Origin of the sequence: Streptomyces sp. STR69 (genome assembly GCF_024519455.1) — a bacterium.
GTDB lineage: Bacteria > Actinomycetota > Actinomycetes > Streptomycetales > Streptomycetaceae > Streptomyces.
Genome location: NZ_JALJRY010000011.1, coordinates 28,313 through 47,748, shown reverse-complemented (window position 1 = coordinate 47,748; position 19,436 = coordinate 28,313). Strand labels below are relative to the sequence as shown.

General features: G+C 69.0%; 18 protein-coding genes and 1 tRNA gene. 7 read left to right on the top strand and 12 right to left on the bottom strand.

Annotation, left to right across the window (positions count from 1 at the left end; all coding sequences use genetic code 11):
* Positions 1–25: 25 nt before the first annotated feature.
* The gene (locus tag OC490_RS21350; protein WP_262059574.1) at positions 26–784 is read left to right on the top strand and encodes a cobalt-precorrin-6A reductase; all 759 of its coding nucleotides are present in this window, start codon (positions 26–28) and stop codon (positions 782–784) included.
* Here the strand turns inward: OC490_RS21350 and OC490_RS21345 are convergent.
* From OC490_RS21345 to OC490_RS21330, 4 genes are all read right to left on the bottom strand, one after another.
* Complete coding sequence (locus OC490_RS21345; protein WP_262059573.1) at positions 771–1,235, bottom strand: hypothetical protein; 465 nt, start codon at positions 1,233–1,235, stop codon at positions 771–773. The two genes, OC490_RS21350 and OC490_RS21345, sit on opposite strands and share 14 nt — an antisense overlap.
* A gap of 43 nt (positions 1,236–1,278) precedes the next feature.
* Positions 1,279–3,357, bottom strand: a complete 2,079-nt coding sequence (locus OC490_RS21340; protein ID WP_262059572.1) for an MDR family MFS transporter — start codon at positions 3,355–3,357, stop codon at positions 1,279–1,281.
* Positions 3,358–3,426: 69 nt separating this feature from the next.
* Positions 3,427–4,200 carry a precorrin-6A synthase (deacetylating) gene (gene cobF / locus OC490_RS21335; RefSeq protein WP_262059571.1) on the bottom strand — a complete coding sequence of 258 codons (774 nt, stop codon included), beginning with the start codon at positions 4,198–4,200 and terminating at the stop codon, positions 3,427–3,429.
* Between the two features lie 57 nt (positions 4,201–4,257).
* A complete protein-coding gene (locus OC490_RS21330; protein WP_262059570.1) occupies positions 4,258–4,797 on the bottom strand; it encodes a DUF309 domain-containing protein in 540 nt (179 codons plus the stop codon).
* A gap of 100 nt (positions 4,798–4,897) precedes the next feature.
* Between OC490_RS21330 and OC490_RS21325 the strand changes: the two genes are divergently transcribed.
* Positions 4,898–4,971, top strand: a tRNA-Pro gene (locus OC490_RS21325).
* Between the two features lie 753 nt (positions 4,972–5,724).
* Here the strand turns inward: OC490_RS21325 and OC490_RS21320 are convergent.
* Entirely contained in the window at positions 5,725–6,609 is an 885-nt protein-coding gene (locus OC490_RS21320) for a helix-turn-helix transcriptional regulator (RefSeq protein ID WP_262059569.1), read from the bottom strand.
* A 36-nt stretch (positions 6,610–6,645) separates the two neighbouring features.
* Positions 6,646–7,452 carry an SDR family oxidoreductase gene (locus tag OC490_RS21315; protein WP_262059568.1) on the bottom strand — a complete coding sequence of 269 codons (807 nt, stop codon included), beginning with the start codon at positions 7,450–7,452 and terminating at the stop codon, positions 6,646–6,648.
* Between the two features lie 565 nt (positions 7,453–8,017).
* On the opposite strand from OC490_RS21315, the gene OC490_RS21310 reads away from it, so the two are divergent.
* A complete protein-coding gene (locus tag OC490_RS21310; protein WP_262059567.1) occupies positions 8,018–8,857 on the top strand; it encodes a hypothetical protein in 840 nt (279 codons plus the stop codon).
* A 165-nt stretch (positions 8,858–9,022) separates the two neighbouring features.
* The gene (locus OC490_RS21305; RefSeq protein ID WP_262059566.1) at positions 9,023–9,904 is read left to right on the top strand and encodes a hypothetical protein; all 882 of its coding nucleotides are present in this window, start codon (positions 9,023–9,025) and stop codon (positions 9,902–9,904) included.
* Positions 9,905–10,291: 387 nt separating this feature from the next.
* On the opposite strand, the gene OC490_RS21300 is transcribed toward OC490_RS21305, so the two are convergent.
* From OC490_RS21300 to OC490_RS21290, 3 genes are all read right to left on the bottom strand, one after another.
* The gene (locus OC490_RS21300; RefSeq protein ID WP_262059565.1) at positions 10,292–10,666 is read right to left on the bottom strand and encodes a hypothetical protein; all 375 of its coding nucleotides are present in this window, start codon (positions 10,664–10,666) and stop codon (positions 10,292–10,294) included.
* 290 nt (positions 10,667–10,956) lie between these two features.
* Complete coding sequence (locus OC490_RS21295) at positions 10,957–11,559, bottom strand: hypothetical protein (RefSeq protein WP_262059564.1); 603 nt, start codon at positions 11,557–11,559, stop codon at positions 10,957–10,959.
* Positions 11,560–11,567: 8 nt separating this feature from the next.
* Positions 11,568–11,795, bottom strand: coding sequence for a hypothetical protein (locus OC490_RS21290; RefSeq protein ID WP_262059563.1), 228 nt, complete (start codon positions 11,793–11,795; stop codon positions 11,568–11,570).
* Between the two features lie 369 nt (positions 11,796–12,164).
* On the opposite strand from OC490_RS21290, the gene OC490_RS21285 reads away from it, so the two are divergent.
* The gene (locus OC490_RS21285) at positions 12,165–13,814 is read left to right on the top strand and encodes an alkaline phosphatase family protein (RefSeq protein ID WP_262059562.1); all 1,650 of its coding nucleotides are present in this window, start codon (positions 12,165–12,167) and stop codon (positions 13,812–13,814) included.
* Positions 13,815–13,888: 74 nt separating this feature from the next.
* Here the strand turns inward: OC490_RS21285 and OC490_RS21280 are convergent, their stop codons facing one another.
* The 3 genes from OC490_RS21280 to OC490_RS21270 are packed head-to-tail and all read right to left on the bottom strand — an operon-like array spanning position 13,889 to position 16,773.
* Positions 13,889–14,977, bottom strand: a complete 1,089-nt coding sequence (locus tag OC490_RS21280; RefSeq protein ID WP_262059561.1) for an ABC transporter substrate-binding protein — start codon at positions 14,975–14,977, stop codon at positions 13,889–13,891.
* A 60-nt stretch (positions 14,978–15,037) separates the two neighbouring features.
* Positions 15,038–15,916, bottom strand: coding sequence for an ABC transporter permease (locus OC490_RS21275; RefSeq protein ID WP_262059560.1), 879 nt, complete (start codon positions 15,914–15,916; stop codon positions 15,038–15,040).
* Positions 15,913–16,773, bottom strand: a complete 861-nt coding sequence (locus OC490_RS21270) for an ABC transporter ATP-binding protein (protein WP_262059559.1) — start codon at positions 16,771–16,773, stop codon at positions 15,913–15,915. The genes OC490_RS21275 and OC490_RS21270 overlap by 4 nt, the downstream gene beginning before the upstream one ends.
* A 244-nt stretch (positions 16,774–17,017) precedes the next feature.
* Here OC490_RS21270 and OC490_RS21265 point away from each other — a divergent pair, with 244 nt between their 5' ends.
* Complete coding sequence (locus tag OC490_RS21265; protein ID WP_262059558.1) at positions 17,018–18,682, top strand: sensor histidine kinase; 1,665 nt, start codon at positions 17,018–17,020, stop codon at positions 18,680–18,682.
* Positions 18,679–19,368, top strand: a complete 690-nt coding sequence (locus OC490_RS21260) for a response regulator (RefSeq protein WP_262059557.1) — start codon at positions 18,679–18,681, stop codon at positions 19,366–19,368. Before OC490_RS21265 ends, OC490_RS21260 begins: the two co-directional genes overlap by 4 nt.
* Positions 19,369–19,436: the final 68 nt, after the last annotated feature.

Here is a 19,436-nt window from a genome sequence, read left to right as displayed (position 1 = left end):
CCTCGTGACCTCGTACGCTCGCCCCATGTCCCCGCACATCCTGATCCTCGGCGGCACCACCGAGGCACGAGAGCTGGCCGCCGAGCTGGCGGCACGGCATCCCGAAGTCCGGGTGACGACCTCTCTCGCCGGTCGGGTGTCACGGCCGGGGGCACTGGCCGGGGACGTACGGATCGGCGGGTTCGGCGGCGCCGAGGGGCTGGCCGAGTGGCTGCGGGAGCAGCACGTGGACGCGGTCGTCGACGCCACGCACCCCTTCGCCGAGTCGATCACCGCGAACGCGGCGCGCGCCGCGACGGACACCGGGCTGCCCGTCGTGGTGCTGCGCAGACCCGGCTGGCGGCCGGTCCCCGGAGACCGCTGGCACCCGGTTGCGTCGCTGCCCGAGGCCGCCGACCTGCTGCCCGGACTCGGGCGCCGCATCCTCCTCACCACCGGCCGCCTCGGCCTCGCCGCCTTCGCCCACCTGCCCCAACTGCACTTCGTCGTACGGTCGGTGGAGCCCCCCGAGCCCCCGATGCCACCGGACGCCGAGGTGCTGCTCGCACGCGGACCCTTCACGGTGGCCGACGAGGCGGCACTGCTGCGCGAGCACCGGATCGACGTGCTCGTCACGAAGGACAGCGGGGGAGTGGCGACGTCGGCCAAACTCACGGCCGCGCGGGAGGCGGGCGTCCCGGTGGTGGTCGTACGACGGCCGCCGCTGCCGGACGGGGTGAGCGCGGTGCCCGATGTGGTCGCGGTGCTGGAGCGGCTGGGGCGACTGGGGTTCAGCCCGGGGTGATGACCGTGGCCCGGAGCCGGTCCACCGCGCGCAGCACCTCGTCCCGGTTCTTGGCGCTTTTCATCCAGGCCGGGAGCCGGGCGACCAGCGTCATCTTCCGGCCGTGGTCGTACCAGGGCGCGCGTTCGCGCAGGTCGGCGGCGACGAACCGCCGGATCAGGTCCAGGTGTTGGAGGTTGTACGCCCACAACTCTCCGTGTCTCGTCCCGGTGCTCAGCCACAGGGGCGGCCGGGAACACGGAGAGGGGCCCGTGTTGATCCGGCACAGGCCGCAGGACCGGCAGACCAGGCGGGTGTGCGGATGCCTCCTGCCGTCGGCGTCCGGCGGGGTGCACGGGCGCCGCTCGAAGTGGGCGATCCGGTCGCAGCGCGGGCAGCGCACCAGCATCGACGACGAGAAGTCGGCGCGGGTGGCACGCGGGTCGTGGAAGCGCACGGGAGCCGGGGACATGCCGCGAGTATGACCACCGTCCCGCTCGCCCGGCACCCGGTTTTCAGGAGGTGGAGCTCTCCGCCAACTCCGCCGGGCGCTGCGGGAGTCCGGAGCTCAGGTCCTCGACCAGCAGGCGCTTGGCGATGCTGTCGACCGCGGCGCGGAGGTCGGCGCCCGAGGGGCGGCCGATGTCCTGCTGGACCCGTGCCTCCAGCCAGTTGCCCCACGCCCTGCCGATGATCTCGGCCTCGCGTTCGCCCGCAGCGGTGTGGGACAGGAGCGAACCGGTGCGGGTCAGATAGCCCTCCTCGACCATGCGGTCGAAGACCGGAAGGAGTACCTCCGGGGGCATGTGCCGGCGGGCGGCGATGAGGCCGAGGCTGGCGTGGCCGACCATCCTGCTGAACAGTTCGACCTGCATCACGGCCCAGGCGCCCGCGATGTCCAGCCGGGTGTCGGAGTCCGTGATGATCCGCCGGGCGGTGTCCAGGTCCGTGCTGCCGATGACCTTGCCCACGGCCGCTTCGAGGAGCCGTTGCGAGTCTGCGCCGCGCGGTGACGCGAAGCCCTCGCCCATGTCGGTGGAGCCCATCCGCGCGCTGTCGCGCAGCTCGACCTGCTTGAGGAACAGGGCGACGACGAAGCCGATCACAGCGACCGGGACGGTCCACCGGAACACCGTCTGGATGGTGTCGGCGTACGCGTTGATGATCGGCGCCGCGGCGGCGTGCGGCAGCTTGTGGAGGCCCTCGGGGCTGGTCGCCGCCTTGGTGATGACGGCGGGGTTCAGCGCACTCGTCCTCGCGGCGGACGCGATCCCGTCCTTGAGGTTGGGGCCCAGGGTATTGGCGTAGATCGTGCCGAAGACGGCGGTGCCGAAGGAACTGCCCAGCGTACGGAAGAAGGTGACGCCGGAGGTCGCGGTGCCCAGGTCGGTGTACTCGACGGTGTTCTGCACGGCGATCGTCAGCACCTGCATGCACAGCCCGATGCCGGTGCCGAGCACGAACATGTACACCGATTCCAGGAACGCGCCGGTGCCCGGACCCATGAGGGACATCAGATACAGCCCGACGCCCATCACCGCGGAGCCGATGATCGGGAAGAGGCGGTACTGGCCGGTCTTGCTGACCACGTTGCCGCTGAAGACGGACGCGATCAGCAGCCCCATCACCATGGGCAGCGTCCGCACACCGGAGACCGTGGCCGAGTCGCCGTCGACGTACTGCAGATAGGTCGGCAGATACGTCAGCGCGCCGAGCATCGCGAAGCCGACGATGAAGCTGAGGATCGAGCAGACCGCGAACACCGGGTTGCTGAACAGCCGCATGGGCAGCATGGGTTGAGCGGCCCGCGTCTCGATCCAGCAGAACATGCCGAGCGCGACCGTGCCGCCCACGAACAAACCGATGATGGTCGCCGAACCCCACGCGTACTCGTTGCCGCCCCAACTCGTCGCCAGGATCAGGGAGCTCGCGCCGACCGCGACCAGCGCGATGCCGAGATAGTCGATGACCGGCCGCACCGCAGACTTGACCACCGGGATGGTGCGGGCCGCCGCGATGACGACCACGATCGCGATGGGGACGTTGACGTAGAACGCCCAGCGCCAGGTCAGATGGTCGGTGAACAGGCCGCCCAGCAGGGGTCCGATGACCGTGGCGACGCCGAACACCGCGCCGATCGCGCCCTGGTACTTGCCGCGCTCCCGCAGTGGGATGACATCGGCGATCAGCGCCATCGCCGTCACCATCAGCCCGCCGGCGCCGATGCCCTGCACCGCACGCCAGGCGATCAACAGCGTCATGTTGGTGGCGAGACCACACAGGAACGAGCCCGTGATGAACACGATCGCCGAGACCTGGAAGACCACCTTGCGGCCGAACAGATCACCGAACTTGCCGACCAGCACGGTCGCCACGGTCTCCGCCAGCAGGTAGGCGGTGACCACCCACGACATGTGCGCGGCACCGCCCAGGTCCGAGACGATCGTCGGCAGGGCGGTGCCCACGATGGTCTGGTCGAGGGCCGCCAGCAGCATGCCGAGCATGATCGTCACGAAGACGACGTTGCGACGGCGGTGGTCCAGCACGGGGGGCTGCTGCGCGGAGGGCAGCGAGGTTTCCTCGGCGACTGTCACGAGGTCACCTTCACACCGGTGGACCCTCCCTGCACAGTGGGCGGGTCCGCTCGGGTGCTCGCTCCTGGGCTATTCCACTGCCGGGTGCCGGCGCAGCAGATACGTGTCCATGATCCAGCCCTTGCGCTCACGGGCCTCCGCGCGCAGCCGCTCGATGCGCGGGGCGGCCTCGGCTATCGGACCCGAGGCGAGGATCTCGTCCGGGGTGCCGATGTAGGCGCCCCAGTAGATGTCGATGTCCTGGTCGGCGTACTGCCGGAAGGTCTGCTGCGCGTCCAGCATCACGACCACGTCGTCCACCCCCTCCGGGAACCCCTCGGACAGCCGCCGGCCCGTGGTGATCTGCACCGGTCTGGCCACCCGGTTCAGCCCCGTGCGGTGCCGGGCGACGAGCGCCGAGACACTGCTGATGCCGGGCACGACCTCGTACTCGAAGGCCACCGCACCCCGCTCCAGGATCTCCTCCAGGATCCCGAGCGTGCTGTCGTACAGCGAAGGGTCCCCCCACACCAGGAACGCGCCGCTCTCCTCCTCGCCCAGCTCCTCGGTGATCAGCCGCTCGTAGATGTCCGCGCGAGCGCTGCGCCAGTCCCCGACCGCCGGGGAGTACGCGGCGCCCCCCGCCTTCCGGTCCCGCTCCGGGTCGCGCGCCTCGACCAGGCGGTACGTCCCCTCCGGTATGTGCGCGTCGAGCATGTCCCGGCGGAGCCCGGTGAGGTCGGACTTCACCTCGCCCTTGTCGAGAATGAAGAACACGTCGACGCTCCGCAGCACCCTGACCGCCTGGAGGGTGAGCTGCTCGGGGTCGCCCGCGCCGATACCGATGACATGAATCTTTCGCACACCCCCGAGTCTGCCCCACGCCACTGACAGTCCGTACCCCGCACCGACACCGACCGGCTACGACGTCCCGCGCAGCCGGGGTGCCCGAGCTCGCGCATCCACGTTCCCGCCGCCCCGCTCCACGTCGTCGCCGAGCCCGCGCGCCCAGGCTGCGACCCCCGCGAGATCCATCCCGTACGGCCGCTCCCGCCCGGTCAGCGACGCCCACTCCTCTACGCCCCCGGCCCCGCGCCGCAGCAGCCGGGCGCCGCCGGTGACGTTCCCCCGGGCCGCATGGGTGAGCCCCACCGCGAGCTGGGCGAGCCCGCGCCACAGGGCACGCTCCTCGTCCGGCCCCGACTTCCAGGCGTCCTCGAAGACCTCGTGCGCGTGGAACGGTTTCCCCTCGTCGAGCAGCGCCTGCGCCTCGACGACGGTCTCCTCCGGCGCCCGCACGACGCCCTCGGGCTGCCGTGCCACACCGTCCGTGCCGTACGGCAGTGGCCGCCCGAGCCCGTCCCGGGGCCGGGCGTTGCGCGCCCGCCCTTCACCGTCCCGGTCCCGTACCCCGTTCGTACCGTCCGCACCGTCCGCACCGTCCGAGGATGTGTCGCTCATACGACGATTGTCCCGCGCCCGGCACCGGCTTCGGCGCACCCCCGGTCGTGGGGTAGGCTGCTGTTCGCGCGATCAAGCGGTTCACCGCAGGAAAGCGCAACGGGACGTGGCGCAGCTTGGTAGCGCACTTGACTGGGGGTCAAGGGGTCGCAGGTTCAAATCCTGTCGTCCCGACAGAGCGAAGGGTCTTCGCAGGCGAGAGCTTGCGGGGGCCTTTTTCGTATGGGTCGTTTCCGGTCTTCGAGGTTGAGCATGCCGCTCATCCGCACCTTTACTCGGAGGCCGGCGAAAATGCCGTTGCTTGACCTGGATGCGGCTGCGGCCAGAGCTCGTCGAGACCACTTACCAACTCCGTCAGGAGCACACGGGCGTCATCGACGATGACGACTTTCCCCAGGTTCTGGCAGAGGTGCGCACACGGGTCCCCGAGGGGGACCTCCCCACCGTTCTAGAGGCCGCCTTTGGGCGGAACCCTGACGGTTAGTGGTACACCGCACGTATGGCGTTGACCTGAGCGAATGCGGGGTTTGCAGAGCGTTGGCGGGAGCTGGTCCGTGTATGGTCCGGATCTTGGCGCAGAGAGGGCGAAGGTGTGCCAACGCCTGTCGGTGACGGCTGGTGGCCGTCTCGTCCGCCGGGTCGAGCCTGGATCGCGGCCTTCCCGGCGCGCAGCAAAGGGGCCTGTCTCGGACTGAACCCGGCGTATAGCCTGACCCCGGATCCACCGGCTTGATGCCCGTGGATGGTTCACCCAGAAACGAAGAAGTGCCTTGCGACCTGCGATGATGGGGTTTTTCTAGGACCACATCAGGCACGATCGACAAGGCACTTCCGAGATGCAATTTTCCCATGCCGCGGCTGGCCGAGCGGTGCGGTCTGCCCGCGCTGGTCGGGGAGACGGCCCCTGGTACGGCTGAAGGGGTTGGACTATCCGTTGTGTGCTTCGAGCTCGGTCGCCAGCGTCTGTTGGGTGGCCGCCCACGACGCCAAGAGCGCCAAATTGTCAGCGGTCGGTGTGCCCCCGGGTGCGGTGTAGATGTTGAGGTGCAGGCCGGGTTCGGCGGGCAGTTCCAGGGATTCGACGTCCAAGTCGAGCTGGCCCACGATCGGATGGTGCATTCGCTTGCGGCCGGACCGGTGCAGCCGCACGTCCTGAGACGCCCACCGCTGCCGAAACAGCTCACTGCGCGTTGACAGTTCGCCGACCAGGGCGATCAGCTCCTCGTCGTGCGGATTGCGGCCGGCTTCCATGCGCAGCTTCGCGGCCACGCCACCGGCAACCTGGTCGTAGTCGACAAAGAAATCTCTGGCCGCCTCGGGGTTCAGATAGACGAACCGCGCTGTGTTCGCGGGCCGTCGCGGGTCAGCCAGCACTGGTGAATACAGCGCGCGAGCGAGTTGATTCATGGCGAGCACGTCATAACGGCCGTTACCGATCCAGGCCGGCGCATCGGAGATCGCGTCGAGCACCTGCTGCAGCGTCGAGCGCACCGCCACGGCAGGCTTGCGCCGACGTGGGCTGCGGGGCGCCCTGGATTGGCGCGCGAGGTGGAACAGGTGGTCGCGCTCGGCTTCGTCGAGCTGCAAGGCAGAGGCCAACGCCTCGAGCACGCCGTCGGAGGCACCGGCGAGGCTGCCGCGCTCCATGCGCACGTAGTAGTCGACCGATACCCCCGCCAGTAGCGCGACCTCCTCGCGGCGCAGACCTTTGACCCGGCGGTTGCCGCCGTAAGCGGGCAGGCCCGCCTGCTCGGGTGCGATGCGGGCGCGACGTGAGCTGAGAAACTCCCGGATCTCGGTGCGTGGATCCATCGCGGTTATCTCCTCACCGTAAGCCCGTCCCGCACCTTAATGGATATTTGTTGCGGTCGTTGCGGTGCCGCCGTCCACCGGGATGATGGCGCCCGTGAGGTAGGACCCAGCCCGGCTGGCGAGAAACACGGCGACACCCGCCATGTCGTCGTCGCGGCCGACCCGGCGCAGCGGGGCCGCCGCCGCGATCGTGTCGCCGATGGCATCGAGAGTGGTCGCCATCATCTGCGACGGGAACACTCCCGGTGCTACCGCGTTCACCGTGATGTGCTGTGGGCCCAGCTCTCTGGCAAGCACCCTGGTGAGCTGATGGAGTGCCGCTTTGCTGCTGGCGTACGAGTAGTTGGGCGACGGGGCGACGTGGATGGCGGCGATGCTGCCGATGTTGATGATCCGTGCGGGATCATCGGCGGTGCCCGCCTTACGAAGTGCCGGGAGCAGTGCCTGCACCAGCCAGAACGGCGACTTGAGGTTGAGGTCGAGCACTGTATCCCAGGCCTCGTCCGGGAACGTCTCCAACGGCTCGCGCCACATCGCTCCCGCGTTGTTGACAAGGATGTCCAGGCGTTCCGAGTCGGCCTGGACAAGATCAGCGAGGCGCTGACACTCGTCGTGCCTGGACAGGTCGGCGGGGATTGCTCGCACGTCGCCGAATTCGGACAGTAGACGCTGTGCCTCCGCGCACGTGTCTGCGTTGCGTGAGCTGATGACGACGCGGGCGCCCGCCTGGAGAAGGCCGCGCGCTATCATCATCCCAATGCCTCTGGTGCCGCCAGTGACAAGGGCGTACTTTCCCCTCAGGTCGAAAAGTTCTGTGTGAGTGGTGAACTGGTTCTCCGTCATTGGTATCCGTTCCTTCTGTCGTAAAAGAATGCGCCGACACGGTCGCGTATTCGGGGCAGCTGAATTGAATGATGACGGTAAAGCTGCAGTGCGTTTCCGTGGAGTGTTGTCGGCGCTTTCGGCTCAACCAGGTTGACAGGCTTTTTGGGCGTCGGGGAGACCCTGGTGATACAGGTACTGTCAGAACCCCCCTTCCCTGGTGCGCTGAGTCCGGATCACCCCGGCTTGATACCTGTGGATGGTTTACTCAGAAACGAAGAAGTGCCTTGCGACTTGCGATGATGGGGCTTTTCCAGGACCACATCAGGCACGATCGACAAGGCACTTCCGAGATGCATTCTTCCCATGCCGCGCGGCGGTCTCATCCGCGTTCGACGACCCGAACCTGATCGCGTACGGCGGCCTTCTTCCGTCACGAGGGCAGGGGCGGGACGGGACGCCGATATACGCAGGTGGGACAGGTGGATGTACATGAGGGCATCCTTCTCGGACGGTACGGGTGGGGCAGGTGATCAGCACGCGCAGTCAGGATGCGTTCAGGTGACCGATGGCAGGGTCCTGCCTCATGACCTACGAACTGTCCGAAACACCGGAAGCCGCACGGGACGCCAACGGTCCCACCCGGCACGCACACCGCCTCCGCCTGAACAAGGTTCCCGAGATCACCCTGTACTTCTGGGTGATCAAGGTGCAGTGCACGACGGTCGGCGAGACCGCGGCCGACCTGCTCAACGAGAAGGCCGGGCTCGGCCTGACCGGAGTGTCCGTGCTGATGAGCGCCCTGCTGGCGGTGGTGCTGGTGGTCCAGTTCCGTAGCCGCGCCTACCGTGCGGGCGTGTACTGGCTCGCCGTGGCGCTGATCAGCGTGGTCGGCACCCTGATCAGCGACAACCTGACCGACAACATGGGCGTCCCGCTGGAGACGACCACCACGGTGTTCGGGATCATCCTGGCCGTCGTGTTCGTCGTCTGGTACCGGCGTGAGCGGACCCTGTCGATCCACAGCATCGACACCACCAGCCGCGAGTCCTTCTACTGGCTGGCCGTGCTGTTCACCTTCGCTCTGGGTACCGCGGCCGGTGACCTGGTCTCCGAGCGCATGAACCTCGGCTACTGGCTGTCCGCGGTCCTTTTCGCCCTGGCCATCGCCGCCGTGGGCATCGCCCACTTCGCCCTCGGTCTGGACGCCGTATGGAGCTTCTGGATCGCCTACATCCTCACCCGTCCGCTGGGTGCCTCGATCGGCGACTACCTCTCCCAGCCGACCGGCGACGGCGGCCTCGGCCTCGGCACCGTCGTCACGAGCGTCCTCTTCCTGGCGGTCATCCTCGGCCTGGTGGTGTTCCTGACAGTGACCCGCAAGGACGTCATCGACCGCGAGCCCGTCGCGGGACAGGCGGCCTGAGAAGCGGGGGAGGCGTTCAGGAAGCGTTCAGGAATTGATCGACAGAGTCGGACAACACGGCCGTCCTCCGCGGCCGGACCATGCGTCACAGGGCGCCTGTTTCCCCCACGGGAACGGGCGCCCTTCCACACCTCCACCCCCCACCGAACAGGAGTGTCCGGCACCTTGGAGATTCCGGAAGCCCTCACCGACACCGACGTCGCGGGTACGCACCGGCGGACCGTGGCCACTGCCACGTCGGTGACGAAGAAACTGCCCGAGGTCACCCTCGCCTTCTGGATCATGAAGATCGCGGCGACGACCTTGGGCGAGACGGCCGGCGACCTCTTCGCCCAGACCCTGAAGCTCGGCTACTTCCTCACCACGATCGCACTGTTCCTGATCTTCGTGGTCACCCTGGTTGTGCAGCTCCGCTCCCGGCGCTACAACCCGTTCTTCTACTGGACGGTCATCCTGTCGACCAGCATGGCCGGCACCACGATGTCCGACTTCATGAACCGCGACGCCAGCACCAAGTACCTTGCCGACGGCGCGACTTCACTGGGCTGGGGCCCGCAGGGTCTCGGCCTCGGCTACCCGACCGGAGCGGCGATCCTGATCTCGATCCTGGTCGTCATCTTCGCCGTGTGGAAACTGACCGGGATGACCTTCGTCATCCGGGACATCGTCAGTTTCCGCGGGGAGGCACTGTTCTGGTCGGCGATCCTCGTGTCCAACACACTGGGCACCTCGATGGGCGACTTCCTCTCCGACAGCTCAGGTTTCGGCTACGCCGGCGGGGCGGCGCTCGTGACCGGTGTGCTGCTGGTGCTCGTCGCCCTGATGAAGGCGCCTGCGGTGCCGAACGTGCTGCTGTTCTGGATCGCGTTCGTGCTGACCCGTCCGCTCGGCGCCACCGCCGGCGACTTCCTCACCAAGCCGACCGCCAAGGGCGGCCTCGACCTGGGTACGCCGGGTTCGTCGGCCGTGCTCCTGACTGTCCTGATCGGCCTGACGGGGTACGCCCATCTCCAGGAGCGTCGGCGCCGTGCCCTGTCTCCGTCGTAGCCTCCGGCGGCCTGGCGCGCCGCGGTTGAGGCACTCGGCGGACAGACCGACCGGCTCAGGTGTGCGGGGCCGGTGCGCCTGGCCGTCACGCGAAAGGACGTCACCCGGCCGGAGAGCGCCATCGGCCAGTCGCCGTGAGCGGTGCGGAGGGCGTCCTGCCCGGCGGGTCGACTTTGGCATCGTGCCCAGTAGTGGTGGCCGATCTTTTGGGCCCGGTCCGCCCGAGACCGGAACCCCGGTGAGCCGGTTACTCGACCACGACTGCGGCGGACGGGACGGGGCCCGGCGATCGTGCGCGCTGTCACCGCCCACGGCAGCCGGATGTGAATTGCCGCGTCCCCGGCCGGGGACGCGTTGCTCGTTCGGCTGCCCCTCACCGGCTCACGCCTACGCGATGACCTCGATGCGTGCGGTGCTGATCGTCATGGGTGTTCCGGTCACGGCGATGAGGTACATACGCCGCTGCCCGCCGCGCAGTGCGCGGTGGCCGCCGGCCGGTCGTACGACGTACACGGTTGTGCTGTGCGGGGTGAGGGTGGCGGGGCCCGAGGCGATGGTCCACCAGTCGGAGGCGCCCTGGCCGAGGCGGCTGGCGAAGTGCGGGGTGAGGGCGGTGCCGGTGGCGTTGGCCGCGCGTACCGTGACGGAGGTGACGGAGTGGTGGGACCGGCCGGTGAGGTGAGGGGTGAGTGCTATGCGCAGGGGCGGCGGGCTGGCGGCGGCGACGCAGGCGCACAGCAGGGCCGGGGTCACCAGCGCCATCGCCACGACGGCCTTCGCGGGGCAGCCGGTGAGGCGGGGGATATGGCGCTGCCACGCATGGGCCAGGGCCGAGGAGGGGACCGTCGCGGCGGCGGCCAGCCACAGCGGGTCATCATCAGGAAGTAGCCGTCCTGGGAGCGGGTGGCGAGGTAGAAGGACAGCCAGGGCAGCACGGTCAGCGCCGTTCCCAGACGGCGGGCGAACAGCAGGGTCGCGGCGAGCAGGCCGACGAGGAGCAGTTCGCTGGCGTAGGAGTAGTAGTCGAGGCGGCTGCTGCCGTCGGTGAAGTATTAGGAGATGCCCATCAGGCCCTTGCCGTGCAGGATCGCCTTCTGGGCGAGGGGCAGCAGCAGTCCGTGCAGCCAGGCGGAGAAACCCTGGGCGGCGAAGTAGGCGTTGATGCCTGCCCACGTCAGCGCCGCGACTCCGGCGAAGCGGGCCGGCACGGCAGCCGCAGGACGGGCTCCGAGTTCGCCGCGCCGTACCGCGTAGAGGCTGATCAGGAGGAACGGGGCGAAGAACCAGGCCAGTTGCTGGGCGGCGCAGGCGGCACCCAGGCACACGGCCCTCAGTACCCCGCTCCGTCCCAGGCGTCCGCCAGCTCCCGTGGTCGGCCAGTAGACCGTCACCGGGATCAGCAGGGCCAGGGCGACGATCGCCGGGTAGCCGGAGCTGGCGTAGCCGGGGAGGATGCCGAAGCCGAGGCACACGGCGGTGGCCGCCGACCACCAGGGGGCGGGCAGCAGCAGCCACAGCGTGACCGTTCCGGCGAGCAGCGCCCCCGTGGTGACCAGGGTGGTGGCTGCCGAAGTGTGCAGCAGGGCGTGGACCGATGCGGCGAGCAGGGCGGTCAGCGGCGGGTAGCCGCACGTGTAGTCCGCCGAGCCGGACATCGTCTAGGTCAGGCCGGAATGGGACGTGTCGAACAGCACGGCCAGGGCTGTCCGTAGACGGGGCGGCCGTGCGCGATCTCGGTCGCGGCCTGCGCGGTCAGTACGCCCTCGTCGGCACCGGCGTGGTTCAGCCAGTAACCGCAGACCACCAGGGCCACCGCGAGGACGAGAACTCCGGCATCCACCCGGACCAGGGCACGCCGGCCTCGTACGGCGAGTGCGAGTACCCCGCACACGAGGATCCCGGCGTAACAGACGGAGATGGCCGTGGCCGGCCGGCCGCGGGTGGGCGTGCGTAGCGCTGCCCGCCTCTGGTCTCGACGGTCTGTGCGGCCATGTCCACCTTCAGGGTCACAAGAAACTGGTCCGGTGTTCAGGGGTGCCGGCCCGCCCACGGACTTGATCTTCAGGGACCTCGGTGCGCCACCCGGTGTGCTCTCCCGGTCCGCGAGCGGTTCTCCGTCTTGGGGAAACCCATGCCTGCTTGGTGAAGACCCGACCGCTCATTCCGGGTGTGTTCACACATGTGCCGTTTCCGGTACACAAGGCGCGACTCTGATGAGCCCGGCACCCGCAGCCCGCCCCGAACACCCGGGAGAAACCAGATGTCCAGACGCCACGTCAGGCCCGCAGCCCTCCTCGCCGCGACCGGAGTTCTCACCGGGGTGACCGCCGCCCAGCCCGCCGCGTTCGCCGCCTCACATCCCCCGGCCGCCGCCCGGCACGTCCTGCTGGTCTCCGTCGACGGGCTGCACCAGTCGGATCTGGCCTGGTACGTCGCCAGGCACCCGAAGTCCGCGCTGGCCCGGTTGGTCGGCGGTGGCGTGGAGTACACCCACGCCAGCACCACCACGCCGTCGGACTCCTTCCCGGGCATGGTCGCCCAGGCGACCGGCGGCAGCCCCGGCACCACGGGCATCTACTACGACGACACCTACAACGCTGCGCTTCTCCCGGCGGGAACCACCAGCTGCAAGGGCGTCAAGCCCGGGGTCGAGGTGGACCTCACCGAGGACCTGGACACGAACCAGACCTCCATCGACGCCGGCCAGGGTCTCGGCGGCCTGCCCGACAGCATCCTGTCGATGACCGGCCACCCGCAGAGCCTGATCAACGCGTCGAAGCTGCCCGTCGACCCGAAGACCTGCAAGCCGGTCTACCCGCACTCCTACCTCAAGGTGAACACGATCTTCGAGGTGGCCCGCCAGGCAGGTCTGCGCACCGCGTGGTCGGACAAGCACGCCGCCTACGAGATCCTCAACGGCCCATCGGGCACCGGCGTCCAGGACCTGTTCACCCCGGAGATCAACAGCGACGCCCTCGGCTACGCCGCCGGCAACGACTGGACCACGGACAACAAGGCCACCGAGCAGTACGACGGCTACAAGGTGAAGGCCGTCCTCAACGAGATCGACGGCTACGACCACAGCGGAACCCACAAGGTCGGCACCCCGGCGATCTTCGGCCTCAACTTCCAGTCGGTCTCCACCGCGCAGAAGCTGCCCGCCTCCGACGGCCTCATCGGCGGCTACACCGCCAAGAACGTCCCGGGCCCGCTGCTGGTGAAGAACCTCGACTTCGTCAACACGGAGATCGGCGCCCTGACCGCCGAGATCGCCAAGCGGCACCTCTCCGGCAGTACCACGGTGATCCTCTCCGCCAAGCACGGCCAGTCGCCCACCGACCCCGCCGCGCTCACCCGCGTGGACGACGGCCCCCTCCTTGACGGCCTCAACGGCGCCTGGAAGAAGCTCCACCCCGGATCAGCCGACCTCGTGACGCACGCCGTGGACGACGACGCCATGCTGCTCTGGCTCTCCGACCGCTCCGCGACCGCCACCGCCTTCGCCAAGAAGTACCTGCTCGCACAGAACGGCACCGGCACCGACATCAACAAGGCGCCCAAGGACTACACCCACAGCGGGCTCAGCAAGGTCTACGCCGGCAAGGCCGCGGCCGACTACTTCCATGTCAAGGCCGGCGACGCCCGGGTCCCGGACCTCTTCGGTGTCGCGCAGTACGGCGTCGTCTACACCGGCGGCACCAAGAAGATCGCTGAGCACGGCGGCGGCCACTCCGACGACCTGGACGTACCCCTCGTGGTGTCCGGCGCCTCCGTCCCGGACGGCGTGCGCGACTCCGCGAGCGTGCAGACGAAGCAGATCGCACCGACGATCCTGAGCCTGCTCGGTCTCGACCCCCGCGCCCTGCAGGCCGTGCGCGAGGAACACACCACCGTGCTGCCGGTCCACTGACCCGTTCGGTCGGGAAAGCCGGATGGCCGCCCAACTGGCAATCAGCTGGGCGGCCTTGGGCATGGCACACGGGCTCAGCCGTTCGGGCCGGCCGGGGTCGTGGTCGTCTTGAAGCCTTCGGTCTTGTTGGCCTGGACGGCGAAGTCGTTGGTGAACGTCTTGCTGAGGTCCACTGCCCCCTTCACGTTGCCGACAAGCTTCTCCGTCGCCAGAGAGGTCTTCGGGCCGCCGGCCGGCATGATGCCGTCCGGGAGGAACTGGCCCTTGTCCTCGTTCAGGGCCGAGATGTAGTCGGCCTTGGTCACCAGCTGGTTGGACACGAACGACGCCGGCAGCTTGTTCGCGATGTCGGCCGCGCTGTGCGTGTTGATCCAGTGCATGGTGGCGACGAGCGCATCGACGACCTTCTGCACCGTGGCCTTGTGCGAGTTCACCCAGTCGGTGCGGGCGAGCACACTGGCGGCGGGATAGGCACCGCCCATCGCCGCCGTCGCGCCGTCCGTGGTGGCGAGATCGATCGCGGACGTACCGACGCCCTTCTTCTGGATCGCGGCCACCGTCGGCTGGGTCGTCATCACGCAGTCGACCTTGCCGTTCTGCAGCGCGGCGATGGCGGTGGAGCCCGCGCCGACCCCGATCCGGTGGAACTGGCTGGTCTTTATGCCCTTCTTGGCGGCCAGGAACTGGGTGAGGGTGTCGGTGCCCGACCCCAGGTCCGTGACGCCGAGGGTCTTTCCCTTGAAGTCGGCGGCCGAGTGGACCCCCGACTTCGTGGTGCACATCTCCCGCTCGCCCGGCGCGCCCGAGAGCTGCACGACGTCCTCGACGGCCTTGCCCTTCGCCTGGAACTCGATCGTGTGGTTGTACCAGGCGCCAGCCATGTCCACCTGCCCCGAGGCCATGGCCTCCTCGGCGCCCACGCCGCCGTCCTGCTCGGTGCTCAACTGCACGTTGACGCCGTACTTCTTGTAGAAACCGAGCTGCTGGGCGAGCTGGTACGGCAGATAGATCTGCTTGTCGAGGCCGCCGGCCATGAGCTTGACGGTCGGCGTGGAGCCCGAACCGCCGGTCGAGGCCGAGGAGTTGCCGGAACAGGCGCTGGTGGCGCCGAGGGCGAGAACGGTCAGGACGGACGCGGCGACGGCGACGGGTCGTCTGGACATGGCTGATCACATTCCTTTGCTGAGGGTGCTGGGACGAAGAGGGGGGTAAGTGCGGCGGTGTCAGAGGGAGTTCGCCTCGGACGGGGCCGGCGGGCGCCAGGACAGCAGCCGGTGTTCGAGCTTGCCGATCAGCCACTCGGCGCCGAGCACGATGACCGAGATGACGAGCATCGTGGCGAACACGCCGTTGGGGTCGAAGTTGTTCTGCGCGGTCTTGATGACCAGGCCGAGGCCGCTCTGTGCGCCGAGCACCTCGCCGACCAGCGCGCCGACGATGGCGAAGCCGAAGGCGCTGTGCAGGCTGGCGATGATCCAGGTGAGTGCGGAGGGCACGGTCACGTGCCGGATGATCTGCAGCTGCGAGGCGCCGAGGACCCTGGTGTTGGCGAGGATGTTGCGGTCGACCTCGCGGACGCCCTGGAATGCGTTGAAGAAGACGATGAAGAACACCAGGACCGCGGCGAGCAGGATCTTCGGCAGCACGCCGATGCCGAACGCGACGATGAATATCGAGCCTAGGACGATCCGCGGGATCGCGTTGACCATCTTGATGTAGGGGCCGAGCACATCGGCGAGGAAGCGGCTCTGGCCGAGCGCGACGCCGAAGACCACTCCGGTGACGGCCCCGAGGGCGAAGCCGACGAGCGCCTCCTGGATCGTTGTCCAGATGTTCGAGTAGAAGGACCCGAACTCGGTGCCGTGCCGGAAGAGGTCGACCAGCCGCTTGGCGATGCCGGACGGCTGCCCGAAGAAGAACGGGTCGACGATCCCCCAGGCGGTGAAAGCCTGCCAGCCACCGAGGACGAAGACCGCGAGCCCGACGCGTCCCGCCCACACCAGCGCGGTGCGCCGCCGGACGGCGCTCCTGGCGGCGGCCGCGGCCGAGACCCGGGAGCCGTTCGCGGCCGGGGCGGTGGAAACAGCGGACGTCGTACTCATGCCGTACCTCCTGCGGTGCGTGCGTAGGCGCGCTCCACCTCTTCACGCAGGCAGTCCCAGATCTGGTGCTGGAGTTCGATGAAGCGGGGCTGGAAGCGGATCTCCTGGACCGCGCCGCGCGGGCGCGGCAGGTCGATGTCGAAGACCGCCTTGACCGAGCCGGGGCTCGACGTCATGACGACGACCCGGTCGGCGAGCGCCACGGCCTCGTCGAGGTCGTGGGTGATGAAGATGACCGACGGACGGATCTGCTCCCACAGACCGAGCAGTTCGGTCGACATGATCGCCTTGGTCTGCACGTCCAGGGCACCGAACGGCTCGTCCATGATCAGGATCTTGGGTTCGTTGATCAGCGCCGCGGCCATCGCCACCCGCTTGCGCATGCCGCCGGAGAGCTGGTGCGGGTAGCGGTCCTCGAACCCCGTCAGGCCCACCCGGCGCAGCCAGTCGCGTGCCGAGGCGTGGGCCTGCTGCTTGGGCACCCGGCGGAAGACGGGGCCCATCAGGACGTTGCCGAGGACCGTCTTCCAGGGCAGCAGCGCATCGGTCTGGAACATGAAGCTGACGCCGTCGGTGACGCCGTCCACCTCACGGCCGCCGACCTTGACCGAGCCCTCGCTGGGCCGGTCGAGCCCGGACACCATGCTCAGCGTCGTCGACTTGCCGCAGCCGGTCGGGCCGACCACCGCGCAGAACTGGCCCGGCTCCACGGTGAACGAGACGTCCTGGAGTGCCGTGAACACCTCACCCGCGGGAGTCAGAAAGCGTTTGGTGAGCCCTGAGATCTCGACTCGCGCGCTGTCCTGGCCGGCCGTCCCGGCGACGGGGCCCGTCGCGACGTCGTTTCGCGAAGCCATCTGAGGCTGTCTCCTTCCCCTCTCGGAGGTCCTCGGAGGTCGAGGAAGGCAGACGCTAGAGGCCACGCGGTGTTACGTCGCTGTTTCAGACGTATCCCGCGTTAGTCGTGTTAACAGGGGTTCTGCGCATTCTGCTCAGCGGTTCGGGGGTGGGCAGAATGTCCGCGGTGGGACACAATCACGCCACCACGGGTACGGCGAAGGGGCCGGGCCCGGCAGCACGACAAGGGCGAAGGCACCTGTGATGCCCATCCGAATCCGGATCGGCCGCGGCGGGAAGGGGAGGCTCTCCGCGCGGATCCTGGCCAACCAGCTCGCCATCCTGGCCCTCACCGGAGCCATCGGCTTCGTCCTGTTCGCGTTCGCCCAGCGGGCCGAGATCGACCGTGCCTACGAGCAGCGGGCGCTGGACATCGCGCAGACCACGGCCGCCGACCCGCAGATCCGGCACACCATGGAGTACGGCGGTGGCGGCGACGTCGTGCAGACGGTTGCCGAACGCATACGCAAGGCGTCGGGGGCGTCGTACGTGGTCGTGATCGACCTGCGCGGCGTCCGCCACTCGCACCCCAACCCGGCGCTGATCGGCGAGCCGGTGGGCGATCCGATCGTGGTCCTCGACGGCCGTCCCCACGTCGGCTCCGACCAAGGCGCGACGGGGCGGTCCGCCAACGGCAAGGCGCCGCTGTACGGACCCACGGGCAAGCTGGTCGGCGAGGTCTCGGCCGGCATCCCGGAACGCGATGTGCTCGGCGAGCTGTGGCGAGAACTGCCCACCTTCGGCCTGTACAGCGCGCTCGCCGTCGCACTCGGCTCGGCTGCCGCGTTCCTGCTGGCCAGACGGCTGAAGCGGTCGACCTTCGGGCTGGAACTGGAGGAGATCGCCGGACTGTTCCAGGACCGCGAGGCCATGCTCCACGGCATCCGGGAGGGCGTGCTCGCCTTCGCTCCCGACGGCCGGATCACCGTGGTCAACGACGAGGCCCGCACTCTGCTCGGCCTCGGCACGGCACTCGGCAGCCGGCTCGACGAGGTGCTGCCCGACGGGCGGCTGCGCCGCGCCCTGGACGGCACCCTGACCGGCACCGACATCAACGTGCTGACCGACGACCACTGCCTGGTCGTCAACCGGATGCCGGTGACGCTGCACGGCCGCGAACTGGGCGCGGTGGTCACCGTGCGCGACCGCACCGAGCTGATCGGGCTGCTGCGCGAACTGGACTCGGTGCGCGGGTTGACCGATGCCCTGCGCGCCCAGCAGCACGAGTTCACCAACCGCATGCACACCGTGGCCGGGCTGCTGGACATCGGCGACCACGACGCCGCCTTCGAGTACGCCGTCGAGTCGGCAGGCGCCGACCAGGCGCTGACCGAGTCCGTACGCGAACGGATCGGCAACGCGCTGCTCGTCGGACTGATCGTCGCCAAGACCACGGTGGCCGCAGAACGCGGGGTACGGATGGTGCTCAGTGAGGACTCCGCGCTCGGCGAGGACCCGCCGCATCTGCGCCGGCTGCTGACCATCGTCGGCAACCTGCTGGACAACGCGATCGACGCGGCATCCGGCGGACCGCCCCCGGCGGGAGGCCGCGAGATCGAGATCTCGCTGATCGAGGCTGTCGACCTGGTGATGGTGCGGGTCGCCGACAGCGGCCCGGGGATTCCGCCGGGCGCCAGCGAGTCGATCTTCGAGGACGGATGGTCGACCCGTCCCGACCGGGGCACCGCCCGGCGCGGGCTGGGCCTGGCCCTCGTCCACCGGCTGACCCAGCGGCACGGCGGGACAATCACGGTCAGCGAGGGGCAGGGCGCGGTCTTCACCGTCGTACTGCCCCTGCCGGACGCCACTCCCGTGCCACGCGACGCACAGTTCACGACGGCCTCGACGACCGGAGGTGACCGCGGATGATCCGGACCCTGGTGGTGGACGACGACTTCAGGGTCAGTCACATCCACTGTGACTACGCGTCCCGCATCGAGGACTTCGAGGTGGTCGGCCGGGCGGCGACCGTGGTCGAGACGCTGGACGCGGTGCGCACCCTCCACCCCGACCTGCTGCTGCTCGACGTCTTCCTGCCCGACGGCAGCGGACTCGACGTGCTGCGGAGGCTCAGCTCGGACGAGGGCGGCGCCCGCCCCGACGTCATCATGATCACCGCCGACCGGGACATCACCTCGGTACGGACCGCCATGAAGCTCGGCGCCGTCGGCTACCTGGTCAAACCGTTCGGCTCCGCCGACCTGGCCGAACGGCTCACCGCCTACCGCGAACTCCACCACCGCGTAGCCGCGTTGGGCCTCGCCCCACGCACCGACCAGGCCGACGTGGACGCCCTCTTCAGCGCCGCCCGGCCACCGGCCGTCCCCCGGGTCCCTGCCAAGGGGCACTCCGCACCCACCCTCGCCCTCCTGCACCAGGTCCTGCGCACTGCCCACGACCCCCTGTCCGCGGCCCAGGCCGCCGAACTCACCGGAGTCTCCCGCGCCACGGCCCAGCGGTACCTCTCCTACCTGGTGCGGGAGGGCATGGTCCGGCTGGAACTCCGCTATGGAGCCACCGGCCGCCCCGAACACCTCTATCGGATCGCCCGATGAGCCGAGGGCCCGATGGGCCTCGTACTGGCGCCCTTTGGCTATGACGGTACTCGTTGGAGTGGCCGATT